8 protein-coding genes and 7 pseudogenes are annotated in these 13,409 nt (G+C 59.0%); 5 read left to right on the top strand and 10 right to left on the bottom strand.

Translation table 11 applies throughout. The annotated features are described in order from the left end of the window. Window positions 1–309 precede the first annotated feature (309 nt). From EIO60_RS16940 to EIO60_RS16930, 3 genes and pseudogenes are all read right to left on the bottom strand, one after another. Entirely contained in the window at window positions 310–585 is a 276-nt protein-coding gene (locus EIO60_RS16940) for an NAD(P)/FAD-dependent oxidoreductase (protein ID WP_374058200.1), read from the bottom strand. Then, window positions 534–1,315, bottom strand: a pseudogene (locus EIO60_RS16935) (NAD(P)/FAD-dependent oxidoreductase). Before EIO60_RS16935 ends, EIO60_RS16940 begins: the two are co-directional and overlap by 52 nt. A 50-nt stretch (window positions 1,316–1,365) precedes the next feature. Continuing rightward, complete coding sequence (locus EIO60_RS16930) at window positions 1,366–1,551, bottom strand: FAD-dependent oxidoreductase (RefSeq protein ID WP_374058199.1); 186 nt, start codon at window positions 1,549–1,551, stop codon at window positions 1,366–1,368. 242 nt (window positions 1,552–1,793) lie between these two features. Here EIO60_RS16930 and pitA point away from each other — a divergent pair, with 242 nt between their 5' ends. Next, window positions 1,794–3,302, top strand: coding sequence for an inorganic phosphate transporter PitA (gene pitA / locus EIO60_RS13920; protein ID WP_258577139.1), 1,509 nt, complete (start codon window positions 1,794–1,796; stop codon window positions 3,300–3,302). 44 nt (window positions 3,303–3,346) lie between these two features. Here the strand turns inward: pitA and uspB are convergent, their stop codons facing one another. Then, the gene (uspB, locus tag EIO60_RS13915) at window positions 3,347–3,682 is read right to left on the bottom strand and encodes a universal stress protein UspB (protein WP_258577138.1); all 336 of its coding nucleotides are present in this window, start codon (window positions 3,680–3,682) and stop codon (window positions 3,347–3,349) included. 424 nt (window positions 3,683–4,106) lie between these two features. Between uspB and uspA the strand changes: the two are divergent. Further along, window positions 4,107–4,546: pseudogene (uspA, locus tag EIO60_RS13910) on the top strand (universal stress protein UspA). 182 nt (window positions 4,547–4,728) lie between these two features. Here uspA and rsmJ read toward each other — a convergent pair. Both rsmJ and prlC read right to left on the bottom strand, forming a co-directional pair. Then, window positions 4,729–5,481, bottom strand: a complete 753-nt coding sequence (rsmJ, locus tag EIO60_RS13905) for a 16S rRNA (guanine(1516)-N(2))-methyltransferase RsmJ (protein ID WP_258577137.1) — start codon at window positions 5,479–5,481, stop codon at window positions 4,729–4,731. Between the two features lie 8 nt (window positions 5,482–5,489). Next, a complete protein-coding gene (gene prlC / locus EIO60_RS13900) occupies window positions 5,490–7,532 on the bottom strand; it encodes an oligopeptidase A (RefSeq protein WP_258577136.1) in 2,043 nt (680 codons plus the stop codon). Between the two features lie 228 nt (window positions 7,533–7,760). On the opposite strand from prlC, the pseudogene EIO60_RS13895 reads away from it, so the two are divergent. After that, window positions 7,761–8,540 (top strand): annotated as a pseudogene (locus EIO60_RS13895) (23S rRNA (adenine(2030)-N(6))-methyltransferase RlmJ). 30 nt (window positions 8,541–8,570) lie between these two features. On the opposite strand, the gene EIO60_RS13890 reads toward EIO60_RS13895, so the two are convergent. Next, window positions 8,571–8,783: a hypothetical protein gene (locus EIO60_RS13890; protein ID WP_258577222.1), complete on the bottom strand. Its 213-nt coding sequence runs from the start codon at window positions 8,781–8,783 to the stop codon at window positions 8,571–8,573. A gap of 183 nt (window positions 8,784–8,966) precedes the next feature. Here EIO60_RS13890 and EIO60_RS16925 point away from each other — a divergent pair. Beyond that, window positions 8,967–9,098: pseudogene (locus EIO60_RS16925) on the top strand (CPBP family glutamic-type intramembrane protease); the annotation flags it as partial. A 39-nt stretch (window positions 9,099–9,137) separates the two neighbouring features. Here EIO60_RS16925 and rnz read toward each other — a convergent pair. Next, entirely contained in the window at window positions 9,138–10,049 is a 912-nt protein-coding gene (gene rnz / locus EIO60_RS13880) for a ribonuclease Z (RefSeq protein WP_258577135.1), read from the bottom strand. 125 nt (window positions 10,050–10,174) lie between these two features. Between rnz and gorA the strand changes: the two are divergent. Then, window positions 10,175–11,529, top strand: a pseudogene (gorA, locus tag EIO60_RS13875) (glutathione-disulfide reductase). Between the two features lie 171 nt (window positions 11,530–11,700). On the opposite strand, the pseudogene EIO60_RS13870 reads toward gorA, so the two are convergent. Then, a pseudogene (locus EIO60_RS13870) lies at window positions 11,701–12,495 on the bottom strand (Rpn family recombination-promoting nuclease/putative transposase). 206 nt (window positions 12,496–12,701) lie between these two features. After that, window positions 12,702–13,360 (bottom strand): annotated as a pseudogene (locus tag EIO60_RS13865) (hydrolase). Between the last annotated feature and the right edge of the window lie 49 nt (window positions 13,361–13,409).

Below are 13,409 nucleotides of genomic sequence, written 5' to 3'. Positions count from 1 at the left end.
TTATGAATATCGCCGTTCCCATCTCAGACTCCTTTCAGCGAGTCGACATGGCGCTAAAAATCTTCATGCACTTACTCACTCAGCACATTCACCGAGGTGTTGCCGTCTTCATCGATAATGATGCGCTCGCCATCGGCGATAGAGTCGTTGATATCCTGGCGCGACATTCCTCGGATAAAGCTCCTGGGGCTGGAAAACAGGGAATGCAAAAAGGTGAGCATTGAGGGCGAATCTCCTCTATGATAAATTAGGAGCCTGAAATCCAGGCGGCAAATCGCGCCAGGCAGATTCGTCTAAAAGTGTTACGCGTCAGGGGATTAGCGAAGCGGTAGGGGAATGAACGAAGCGGTAACAGAGCAGCGAAGCGGATCGTGCCGGCGCAAACGCCCATGCGGAACTCCACGCCCATTGGAAGTTATAGCCGCCCAACCAGCCGGTCACGTCCACCACTTCGCCGATAAAATAGAGACCTAGCTCGTCACGGGCCTCCATGGTTTTCGATGACAGCTGCGTGGTATCGACGCCGCCCAGCGTCACCTCCGCCGTGCGATAGCCTTTGGTGCCGTTGGGCTGCACGCGCCACACTGGTGCAGCGTCTGCGCCAGCTCCGCCTGTTGCTTGCCGTTGAGCTGCTTCAGCGACACATCCGGCACCTGCCCTATCTCCTGCAGCACTTCCACCAGCCGCTTCGGCAAGAGCTTCGCCAGGCTGTTTTCAGGCTCAGGTTTGGGTGCGCCTCGCGCTGCGCGTTGATAACGTCATCAATCGAGGTGGCGGGCGACAGGTTGACGCTGACGTGCTCGCCCGGCTGCCAGTAGCTGGAGATCTACAGCACCGCCGGGCCGGAGAGGCCGCGGTGGGTAAAGAGCATAGCCTCTTTGAACTGCGTGCCATCCTGCGCTTCGATGGTAGGGTCCACCGCGACGCCGGAAAGGGTCTGTAGCCGCTCCAGCAGCGGCTTGTGCAGGGTAAACGGCACCCGCCCGGCGCGCGTCGGATAGACCTTCGGGCCGAACTGCTTGGCGATTTTATAGCCGAACGGCGAGGCGCCAAAGCCCGGTATGGAGAGACCGCCGCTGGCGATCACCAGCTTCTCCGCCTGCACCGCCACGCCGTTAAGCTGCAGTGTATAGCCGGCCGCGTCTCGCTCGACGCTCAGCACTTCGCTGCGCAGCCACAGCGTGACCAGGCCTTTTTTGCACTCCGCCATCAGTAGATCGACAATCTGCTGCGCCGAGTCGTCGCAAAACAGCTGGCCGAGCGTTTTTCGTGCCAGGCGATGCCGTGGCGGTTGACCAGATCGATAAAATCCCACTGGGTATAGCGCGCCAGCGCCGATTTGCAGAAGTGCGGATTGTGCGACAGTTAGGCGGCCGGCTCGGTGTACATATTGGTAAAGTTGCAGCGGCCGCCGCCCGACATCAGGATTTTGCGGCCGGGCTTTTTGCCGTTATCCAGCAGCAGCACGCGGCGGCCTCGCTGCCCGGCCTGCGCCGCGCAGAACAGTCCCGCCGCACCGGCGCCGATAATAATAACGTCAAACGTTTCCACTGCTCTACCCTGCCCGTTCTGAGAGGCGCTGATTGTAGTGGTCTACTCTGCCGGACGCCAGCATCAAAAAATTGTCGCAAATATATCACAATGTAAATAACTAATTTTAAAATACTTTTATCCGTACCGAACCATTTCGCGACATTCTTAAGTCAAAACAAGGCTATATTTTGCTTTCCCACACAGGGCGTTGTCGCAGATAATGCGCCGCGCTCATGTCCTCAAATAATGGCGTAATGTTTATGCTACATTTGTTCTTGTTCGCTGGTCTTGACCTCAGTACCGGCCTGTTATTGGTTCTTGCTCTGCTGTTTGTATTGTTTTACGAAGCAATCAACGGCTTCCACGATACGGCTAACGCCGTTGCCACCGTTATTTACACTCGCGCGATGCGCGCGCAGCTCGCTGTCATCATGGCAGGCGTGTTTAACTTCCTTGGCGTGTTGCTTGGCGGCTTAAGCGTGGCTTACGCCATTGTGCATATGCTGCCAACCGATCTGCTGCTGAACGTCGGCTCCGCCCACGGTCTGGCGATGGTCTTCTCCATGCTGCTGGCCTCCATTATCTGGAACCTCGGCACCTGGTATCTGGGCCTTCCCGCCTCCAGTTCGCACACGCTGATCGGCGCCATCATCGGCATCGGCCTGACCAACGCGCTGATGACCGGCACCTCGGTCATCGATGCGTTGAATATCCCGAAAGTCATCAATATCTTCCTATCGCTGATCCTGTCGCCGATTGTTGGCCTGATTATCGCAAGCAGCCTGATCTTCCTGCTGCGTCGCTACTGGAGCGGCACGAAAAAGCGCGCGCGCATCCATATGACGCCCGCCGATCGCGAAAAAATCGACGGCAAGAAAAAGCCGCCGTTCTGGACGCGTACCGCGCTGATTGTCTCCGCTATCGGCGTCAGCTATTCGCATGGCGCCAACGACGGCCAGAAGGGCATCGGCCTGATTATGCTGGTGCTGATTGGCATAGCGCCGGCGGGCTTCGTGGTGAACATGAACGCCAGCAGCTATGACATCACCCGCACGCGCGACGCGGTAAACCATCTGGAGCAGTACTATCAGCGCCATGGCGATGCGCTGACGCACGTCGTGCAGATGGCGCCGCCGGCGCTGCCGACGCCAGAAGAGACGCCGTCGGGCCCGCAGGCGTTCCACTGTGACAGCGCGCGTGCGCTGCAGGCGGTACAGCGCGCGCAGGGGCTGCTGAACACCAATCTACAAAGCTACGATCAGCTCACCGTGGAGCAGCGCAGCCAGATGCGCCGTCTGCTGCTCTGCATCGCTGACACCGCTGAAAAAACGGCGAAGCTGTCAGAAACCAGCGCTGAAGATAAGCGCTTCCTCGGCAAGCTAAAAGGCGATCTGCTGGGCACCATCGAATATACGCCGGTGTGGATTATCATGGCCGTCGCGCTGGCGCTTGGCATCGGCACCATGATCGGCTGGCGTCGCGTGGCGACAACAATCGGCGAAAAGATTGGTAAAAAAGGCATGACCTATGCGCAAGGCATGTCGGCGCAGGTAACGGCAGCGGTTTCTATCGGCATCGCCAGCTACACAGGGATGCCGGTTTCCACCACCCATATACTGTCGTCGTCGGTGGCGGGTACCATGCTGGTTGACGGCGGCGGGCTGCAGAGCCGAACCATTAAAAACATCGCCATGGCGTGGGTGTTTACGCTGCCGGTCTGCATCGTGCTGTCGGGCAGCCTCTACTGGCTGGTGCTGAAGCTGATCTAATCGGCTCCCACACCGCAAGGGCGACGCAAGTCGCCCTTTTTGTTTTAGTGCCAGATGGCCATGCAAATCAGGCTGAGGATCACCAGCCCGCACAGCGCGCTGGTCAGCATAAACTGCCCGCGCACTCGCTCGCAGCGGCGAATGAATTCGTCGTCGTGATGGTCGAGATAGCATTTCGCCCAGATATAACGCACTAACCGCACCTGTTTGCTCGGCTGGCCGTGCGAGGTAAAGAATCCCGCGCCATCAACGTACTGATAGAGCAAGGGATCGCAGCCTCGCAGCACCGCCAGCAGCGCGCGCAGAGAAGAGAAATAGCGCGCCATATTCACGATACACACCACACAAAGAGCCCAGAAAAGCGCGATAGTGCTGATCATATTCCCCTCCCGACTGGAGCCGCAGCGACAGGTTATGCGCGGCTGCGCTTAACGCTCCACGGTAAAAAGCCAAACGCTAAATGACCCGAACAGATCTGTTGTTTTTGACAAGCTTAAGCAGTCAGCGTCAGGTAAGAGTAACCGTTAATTTGTAGTGTAGGAGAAGTTTGAAAAATTTTTCCAGCGAGGATTTTCGTTCGCGGCGAGCGGAAAAGACGCTAAGCCTTGATCTTATTCATAACCGAAGCGCGTGCGAAAGCATTTGTAGGGCGTCGCCGCTATACTGGAAAGATAACAACAATCTGCTGGCCCAGCCCACAGAACATCTGGTAACGCATATCGCCCGTTCGCGTCATGGATTTCGCAGGCAATAACGCGACAGAAGACAGGTTGCTAACCTGAATCTTGTGAAAGGGGTTACATCATGGCTTATAAACATATCCTGATTGCAGTCAACCTTTCTCCCGAAAGTCAGTTTTACTGGTGGATAAAGCCGTTTCGCTGGCACGCCCCTACGACGTCAAAATTTCGTTAATCTACGTCGACGTTAACTATTCCGATCTCTATACCGGCCTGATTGACGTCAACCTTGGCGATATGCAAAAGCGCATCTCGGAGGAGACGCATGCTGCACTATGCGGTCTGTCGGAAGCGTCGGGTTATCCTATCAGCGAGACGCTGAGCGGCAGCGGCGATCTTGGCCAGGTGCCGGTGGACGCGATCAAAAAGTATGATGTGGATTTAGTGGTGTGCGGCCACCATCAGGATTTCTAGAGCAAGCTGATGTCATCGGCGCGCCAGCTGATCAACACGGTGCATATCGATATGCTGATTGTGCCGCTGCGCGACGAAGAGGACGAGTAAAGATCCCCTGCCATTCCTAGAGCCAGACTGAACAGCGGCTGACAGGGAACAGATCCGATGAAGAACGCACTTCAGCGTATTTGTATGGGCCGAGCGAGCAGAGAGGCGTAAAGCGACGCCTATCACCGACTATCATAGCTGATTCGATCGCCTCAGCTAACACCCATCAGCCTGTTTACCCTTTACGTCGCAAGCGGCGGATAAATATCGAAGCGATGGCTTTTCGTCACCACCGCCGACTGTGTTGCGATGCCCGCCAGCGGTGGCGCATAGTCGGGCCGCTTCACGACGATACGCTTTTTCGCCAAGCGACGCGCCGGCTCCAGCAGCGCGTCGGCGTCCTCATCGGTGCCCACTAGCGACTGAAACACCCGCATCTCCTTTTTCACCATTGCGCTCTTCTGCCGGTGCGGATACATCGGATCCAGATAGACCACGTCCGGCGCGGGTGTGATAGCGCCGAGCGCCTGCGCGCTAGGCGCGTGGATCAGCGTCAGCCGCTCCCACAGCCAGCCGCCAATCTCCGCATCCTGATAGCCGCGCTGCAGCCCGTCGTCTAGCAGCGCCGCGACGACCGGATGGCGTTCCAGCATACGTACTCGGCAGCCCACCGCCGCCAGCACAAAGGCGTCGCGTCCTAATCCTGCGGTGGCGTCCACCACGTCCGGCAGATAATCGCCCTTCACGCCGACCGCTTTGCCCACCGCCTCGCCGCGTCCGCCGCCGAATTTCCGCCGGTGTGCCATCGCGCCGGAGATGAAATCGACAAAAATGCCGCCCAGCTTCGGCTCGTCACGCTTGCGCAGCTCAAGATGCGTCGGCGTCTGCACCAGCGCCAGCGCGTTGTCCGCATCGTGCTCCAGCTGCCAGCGCTGCACCAGATGCGACAAGGCGCCGTCACCGGCGCCCGATTCATCAATCAAACAGATTTTCACTAACGCCGTTACCCCTGGATACCGTAGTGTTCCAGCATCGCGTCGAGCTGCGGTTCGCGGCCGCGGAAGCGTTTGAACAGCTCTATCGGCTCTTCCGACCCGCCGCGCGTCAGGATGTTGTCGAGGAACGACTGGCCGGTCTGCCGGTTGAAGATGCCCTCTTCTTCAAAGCGCGAATAGGCATCCGCCGCCAGCACGTTTGCCCACAGATAGCTATAGTAGCCCGCCGCGTAGCCGCCCGCGAAGATATGGCTGAAGGCGTGCGGGAAACGGCCCCATTCCGAGCTCGGCACCACCGCCACCAGCTTTTTCACTTCGCGCAGTGTTTCGAGGATCTGCGCGCCTTGCGCCGGATCGAACTCGGCGTGCAGGCGGAAGTCGAACAGGCCGAACTCCAGCTGGCGCAGGATAAACAGCGCCGCCTGGTCGTTCTTCGCCGCCAGCATCTTGTCGAGCAGCGCTTTCGGCAGCGGCTCGCCGGTTTCATAGTGGCCGGAGATAAACGCCAGCGCGTCCGGCTCCCAGCACCAGTTCTCCATAAACTGGCTCGGCAGCTCCACCGCATCCCACGGCACGCCGCTGATGCCAGAGACGCCCGGGGTTTCGATGCGCGTCAGCATATGGTGCAGGCCGTGACCGAACTCGTGGAACAGGGTAGTAACTTCGTCGTGGGTAAACAGCGCCGGCTTGCCGTTGACCGGACGGTTGAAGTTACAGGTCAAGTAGGCGACCGGCTTCTGCAGCGTGCCGTCAGCCTTGCGCATCTGGCCGACGCAGTCATCCATCCAGGCGCCGCCGCGCTTGTGCTCGCGCGCGTAGAGGTCGAGATAGAAGCTGCCACGCAGCTCGCCGCTTTCGTCAAACAAGTCGAAGAAGCGCACGTCGGGATGGTAAACGTCGACGTCGGTGCGCTCTTTGGCGGTGATTCCGTAGATGCGCTTCACTACTTCAAACAAGCCGTTAACGGCGCGCGCTTCCGGGAAGTAAGGACGCAGCTGTTCGTCGCTGATGGTGTAGAGGTGCTGCTTCTGCTTCTCGCCGTAGTAGGTGAGATCCCACGGATTCAGCTCGCTGACGCCGTACTCTTTCTCGGCGAAGGCGCGCAGCTGCGCCAGCTCTTTTTCCGCCTGCGGCCGGGCGCGCTTCGCCAGATCGTTCAGGAAGTCGAGCACTTGCGCCGGGTTTTCTGCCATTTTGGTGGCCAGCGATTTGTCGGCGTAGGAGTCGAAGCCCAGCAGCTGCGCCAACTCGTGACGCAGCGCCAGCTCTTCCGCCATGATCGGGCCGTTGTCCCATTTACCGGCGTTCGGCCCCTGATCGGAGGCGCGCGTCGAGTAGGCGCGATACATCTCTTCACGTAGCGCGGCGTTGTCGCAGTAGGTCATTACCGGCAGGTAGCTCGGAATATCCAGCGTCAGCAGCCAGCCTTCCTGCTCTTTGGCTTCGGCCTGCGATTTCGCCGTCGCCAGCGCGCTTTCCGGCATGCCGGCCAGTTCGCTCTCGTCGGTGATCAGCTTGCTCCAGCCCATGGTGGCGTCGAGCACGTTGTTGCTGTAGGCAGAGCCGAGTTCAGAGAGGCGCGCGGCGATTTCGCCGTAGCGCTTCTGCTTCTCTTTATCAAGGCCGATGCCGGAAAACTCGAAGTCGCGCAGGGCGTTATCCACCGATTTTTTCTGCGCCACGTCGAGTGCGGCGAAGCTTTCGCCCTCTTTCAGATCGCGGTAAGCCTGATACAGCCCGGCGTGCTGGCCGACCCAGGTGCTGTACTCAGAGAGCAGCGGCAGCGTCTCTTCATAGGCTTGACGCAGCTCTGGGCTGTTTTTTACCGAGTTAAGATGGCTGACCGGTGAGAAAATGCGGCCCAGGCGATCATCCGCCTCGGCCAGCGGCTGCACCAGATTCGCCCAGGTGTAGGGCGCGCCCTGCGCCACGACTTTCTCTACTGTCGCACGGCATTCGTTCAGCGCCTCGGCGACGGCAGGCAGCACATGCTCAGGCTGAATGGCGGAAAAAGGCGGCAGCGTAAAAGGCTGGAGTAACGGATTGGTCATAGTGCAGTCCTTGTTCAATGTATGGGGCGCGACAGCGCGCGCAACGCAATCGTATTAACATGCGGTTAAGTGTAGCGAAAATCAATGGCGGCCCCGACTGAGCGGCGAAGAAACAGCTGGGCGCGCGCCGCGTCTGAGGATCGACCAGCATTTTTCCCCTTCAGCAGGTATGATCGTGCTTACTTGCAGTACGCCCTTTTTTACGCCAACCGCGGAATCTCCACTGTTATGCTGAGCTATCGCCACAGTTTTCACGCCGGCAACCATGCCGATGAACACACCGTACAGAGCCTGATCATTAGCGCGCTGCAAGGGAAAGAGAAGCCGTTTCCCTGTCTCGACAGCCACGCAGGCGCAGGCAGCTACCTGCTGAGCGGCGAGCACGCCGAACGCACCGGTGAATATCTGGAAGGCATCGCCTGCATCTGGCAGCAGCCGGACGCGCCGGAACTGCTGAAGCCCTACTTCAAAGCCATTCGCGACCTCAACCACAGCGGCACGCTGCGCTACTATCCCGGCTCGCCGCTGATTGCGCGTCATCTGCTGCACGCAGAGGATAAGCTGCAGCTCACCGAACTGCACCCGAGCGACTCCCCCCCCCCCCCTGCTGCGCGGCGATTTCCTGAAAGACAGCCGCGCCCGCGTCGAGCGCATCGATAGCTATCAGCAGCTGAAGGCGAAGCTGCCGCCGCCGACCCGCCGCGGCATGATCCTGATCGATCCGCCCTACGAGCTGAAAAGCGACTACCAAGCGGTGGTCAAAGCGATTCACGAAGGCCACAAGCGCTTCGCGACCGGCGTCTGCGCGATCTGGAGGCGACCGGCATTCGCAATATTCGGCAGATCGAGCTGGCCATGCGTCCCGACAGCGATCAGCGCGGCATGATCGTCATTAACCCACCGTGGAAGCTGGCGCAGCAGATGAACGATCTGCTGCCGTGGCTGCACAAGAAGCTGGTGCCGACCGGCACTGGACACTACAGCGTGACGCAGATCGTCGCGGAGTAATATTGCCGTATGTCAACGCTGGCCGACCTGTCAGTCTGGATAGTGCTGGCCTGCGCGCTGGTGCTGATGCAGCAGATTGTTACGGTCGCCGCGCTGCCTCTGCTGGCCTGGCTGCGCCGACGCGGCATCGCGCAGCGCAGCGACGAACTGGCGCTGGCGGCTATTGCCGTTGAATTGTTTCTGCGCCTTTTCCCCGGTTTCCAGCGCGTGCCGCAGCTCAATGGCGCGCCGATTGGGCCGCACAGCCTGCCTGGCGCCTTCAGCTTCAACGCCGATAAGGCGCTGATTCCCTTTGTGCTGTTGGCCTGCGCGCCGTCGCTATTTCGCGCCCGCACCTGCCCGCCGCGCCGCACGCTGGCGTGGCTGGCGCTGCTGCCGGGCGGACTCGGCTTCGAGCGCCACCTGCCGGACTGGCTGGGACGCTTTATGCTGGCAAATCTCTTTTTCGTCGCGCTGGCGGAGGAGGCATTTTTTCGCGGCTATCTGCAGCAGCGGCTGCGCGCCAGGCTGGGCCGCCCGACGGCGCTGCTGCTGAGCGCGCTGCCGGTGCTGTTCGCTGCGCTGGCCGGCGCTGCAGCGCTAGCGCACGGGCCAAGGCTACAGCGTAAATACCGCCAGATCGTGCGCCAGTTCGGTGTCGGGAAACACCGAGCGGCACTCCTCCAGCAAACGCGGCATATCGCGCGGCAGATAGCGCGAGCTGAAATGGGTCACGATCAGGCGTTTCGCGCCCGCCTCTTTCGCCGCCTGCGCCGCCTGCAGCGTGGTGGAGTGGCCGCGCCCATTAGCCTTCTCCTGCAGCGCCGCCTCCAGCGTGGCCTCATGCACCATTAGATCGACATCCGCCGCCAGCTGCAGCGCCATCGGCGTCGGCGCGGTATCGCCGAAAATGGCCAGCGTTTTGCCTTTGGTCGCCGGGCCGAGATATTCCGCGCCGTTAATCACCCGGCCATCTTCCAGCGTCACAATCTCTCCCGCTTTCAGCTGCTTATACCAGGGTCCGCGCGGCACGCCCTCCTCTTTCAGGCGCGCGGCGTCGAGAAAGCCCGGCTTGTCGTGCTGCTCAATGCGGTAGCCGAAGCAGGTGAGCGGATGCACCAGCGGCCAAGCGCTGACGCGGAACTCGCCGTCGTCGAGCACCGTGCCCGCCTCGATCTCAACAATCCCCAGCGGATAGTCGGTATAGGAGCCGCTCAGCGACAGCGCGGTCTCCACGAAAAGTTTGATGCCCGGCGGGCCGTAAATGGTCAGCGGCTCGGTGATGCCGCCCATGGAGCGGCTGGTCAACAGACCCGGCAGGCCGAAAAGATGGTCACCGTGCAGGTGGGTAATAAAAATTTTATTCATGCGCCCCGGCCTGAGCGGCGAACGCATGTACTGGAGCTGCGTCCCTTCGCCGCAGTCGAACAGCCAGGTGTCGCCGCGCGGCGAGTGGGTAAAGGCGATAGAGGTGACGTTGCGTTGCAGGCTGGGCGCGCCGCCGCCAGTGCCGAGAAATGTAAACCGCATGCTATGCTTCCCTGTCAGTGATGGGAGGAATTCAACCCTATTACAATCATAGGTGCAAACTTTGCGCCGTCTCGTCTCTCAGCGTTACAATCCCGACCAGACTCTCGTAACCGGATGGATACACAATGACACGACACTATGATTATCTCGCCATTAGCGGCGGCATCGCTTCGATTAACCGCGCCGCGATATATAGCCAGAAATGCGCCCTGATTGAAGCCAAAGAGCTGGGCGGCACCTGCGTAAAAGAGGGTTGTGTTCCGAAAAAGGTAATGTGGCATGCGGCGCAAATTGCCGAGGCGATCCATCTTTACAGTCCGGATTACGGCTTCGATACCACGGTAAACCATTTCGACTGGAAGACGCTGGTGAAAAACCGCAGCGCCTATATCGACCGTATCCATACCTCTTACGACAAAGTACTGGGCAAAAACAACGTTGAAGTTATAAAGGGTTCGCTCGCTTCATCGACGCGCATACCGTGGAGGTGAACGGCGAGCGCATCACTGCCGATCACCTCCTGATCGCCACCGGCGGCCGCCCGAGCCACCCGGACATGCCGGGCGCAGAGTATAGCATCGACTCCGACGGCTTCTTTGAACTGGAAGCGCTGCCGAAGCACACCGCCGTCGTCGGCGCGGGCTATATTGCTGTCGAACTGGCGGGCGTGGTCAACGCGCTGGGCTCAGAGACGCACCTGTTCGTGCGTAAGCATGCGCCGCTACGCAGCTTCGACCCGCTGCTCACCCAGACGCTGGTTGAGGTAATGCATTTTGAAGGCTCGACGCTGCACATCAACGCCGTGCCAAAGGCGGTGATTAAAAACGCAGACGGCAGCCTGACGCTGCAGCTGAAAGATGGTCGCAAGCAGACCGTGGAGTTGCCTAGTGTGGGCAATTGACCGTGAGCCGTCGACCGATAACCTGAATCTGGACGTTACCGGCATTGAGCTGAATGAGAAAGGCTACATCAAGGTCGATAAATATCAGAACACCAACGTCAGCAACCTCTTATGCTGTTGGCGACAATACCGGCGCGGTCGAGCTGACGCCGGTTGCGGTCGCAGCAGGCCGTCGTCTTTCCGAGCGCTTGTTCAACCACAAGCCGGATGAGCATCTCGACTACAACAATATCCCGACCGTGGTGTTCAGCCATCCGCCGATCGGCACCGTGGGTCTCACCGAGCCGCAGGCGCGCAAGCAGTACGGCGACAAGCAGGTGAAGATCTATACATCTACCTTCACATACCTTCACAGCGATGTACACCGCCGTGACGCAGCATCGCCAGCCGTGCCGCATGAAGCTGGTGTGCGCCGGCCCGGAAGAGAAAATCGTTGGCATTCACGGCATCGGCTTTGGCATGGATGAGATGCTGTAGGGCTTCGCGGTAGCGCTGAAGATGGGCGCGACCAAGAAAGACTTCGACAATACCATGGCGACTCACCCCACGGCGGCGGAAGAGTTTGTCACAATGGGCTAAAGATTATCGGCGGGCCAGCCAATGCTGCCCCTGCTAATCTCTGACCGGAGTTGCATCAGGCGTTTCGTTCACTGGCCTGAACGCGGTTCAGCTCTTCTTCAGTCAAGCCGGTGGCCTACATAATCGCCTCGCGCGGCATTTTCATTTTCAGCAGGCTGAGTGCGACTTTAACTATGCCTTAACGCTTTTTCCTTCGAGTCTGCTTTCCTGCTTAAGCTGTTCTGCAATGGTCATCAGTGCATCCTTCTGTTGCGGCATCCGCTGTGCCATCTCGTGGAGAAAGGCGCCACCATCGGTGGCCTCCCCTGCCTGAACAATATAGTGTCCCAGCGTTAATATCTGGGAAGAAGAGAGCCAGCCCGCCAGTAAAACTGACGTCAGCCTGTCTATTACCTCCGCCAGGTCCCGCTGATGGATATGCTTTTGCAGCAGAGTGAGCGCCGGCATGCTGCGATGCTCAGAGGTCTCTTCATCCGGTATCACGGTAACGTCCACAGCGGAAACGCGTTGCCATAGACGCTTTCCGCCAGCGCCAGATCGCTAAATTTGTCCAGCCAGCGGGTAAGGAAAGGGATAAGGGCTGCGCTTGCCAGCGTAAAATAGCAGCGGAACGACCAGCGGCAGCTTTTTGTGCCCCGCCAGATGACGCTTCATGGCGGCCACAGCATAGCGCATCAGTCGAAACGCCATGTGCCTGTCGGGCGTGGACTGATGTTCAATCAGCACATGCACATAGCCGTCATCGCCGCGGCGGGTTTTCAGACTGAACAGCACGTCGCTGAAGTACTGACGCAGGTCGTCCTCAACGAAAGAGCCGGACTCAAGCTTCAGCGTGCTGAGATCGCACAGAGCACGCAGTTCGGCAGGAAGGTGGAGTTCTATAAAGTTGCGAGCGACGCTGGGCTGGCCGAGAAACTGCCGGAAAGTCGCATCGTGCGGGGTCGGGGTTCTGTTTTTCTTCTTCATCTTTCCTGACACTGAAAAAACATGCGCAGATCCTGACACAGAAGAAAGAACCCGTCATTAGCAAGACAGGTAAAGAGGAGCCGGGGGAAGCGTATGTATGAGAGTAAGGCCGCAATATGCGGCCTCTTTTCTCTCGCGGCGGCGACCGTCGCTCGATCAGCAAAAACAGGTAAAAGTCCATCGCGGGACTTTTACCTGTTTACCCCTTATTGCAGCCTGACTAAGGCCTGGCGCGCCAGCGCCTTGTGCACCATGGTGTAGGCGTAATCCACGCCCATGCCGTAGGCGCCGCTGTGTTCACGCACCAGATCCATCACCGCGTCGTAGGTCTCTTTACGCGACCAGTCACGCTGGTACTCGAGAAGCACCTGCTGCCAGGTGACCGGAATCGTGCCGGCCTGCACCATGCGCTGCATGGAGCGTTCGTAGGCGTCCACGCTGGTGCCGCCGGAGGTGTCGGTCACTACGTAAACCTCGTAGCCCGCTTTCAGCGCCATCAGCGCCGGGAACGTCAGACAAACTTCGGTCCAGAGCGCCGAGATCACTTGCTTCTTACGCCCGGTTTTCTCTACCGACTCGACAAGTTTCGCATCTTCCCTAGAGTTCATCGAGGTGCGCTCAATCGGCTTCGATTCCGGATGCACCGCCAGCAGCTCCGGCCAGATATAGCCGCTAAAGCTTTCGGTTTCGACCGAGATGTAAATCACCGGCACGTTAAAGATTTTTCCCGCCTTGGCCAGGGCGACGGTATTATTTTTTAAGCTGATGGCGATCAATATTGGCGACGCCGAATGACATCTGCGGCTGGTGGTCGATAAAAATCAGTAGTTGAGTTCTGTGGGTCCAGCGGGTCGAATTTAGACATTGTAGTGTTCCTCTCAAGGAGGTTGAATATTGTGTTTCCGTTGAGATGA

The sequence above is a fragment of the Candidatus Pantoea persica genome (assembly GCF_013753875.1).
Taxonomy (GTDB): domain Bacteria; phylum Pseudomonadota; class Gammaproteobacteria; order Enterobacterales; family Enterobacteriaceae; genus Pantoea; species Pantoea persica.
This window is presented reverse-complemented; position numbering and strand designations above follow the sequence as displayed.

Bases quoted from the DNA above. Each gene is read 5' to 3' on its own strand.
- pitA (WP_258577139.1), top strand. From the start codon at position 1,794: ATGCTACATTTGTTCTTGTTCGCTGGTCTTGACCTCAGTACCGGCCTG.
- uspB (WP_258577138.1), bottom strand. From the start codon at position 3,682: ATGATCAGCACTATCGCGCTTTTCTGGGCTCTTTGTGTGGTGTGTATC.
- rnz (WP_258577135.1), bottom strand. From the start codon at position 10,049: ATGCGGTTTACATTTCTCGGCACTGGCGGCGGCGCGCCCAGCCTGCAA.
- prlC (WP_258577136.1), bottom strand. From the start codon at position 7,532: ATGACCAATCCGTTACTCCAGCCTTTTACGCTGCCGCCTTTTTCCGCC.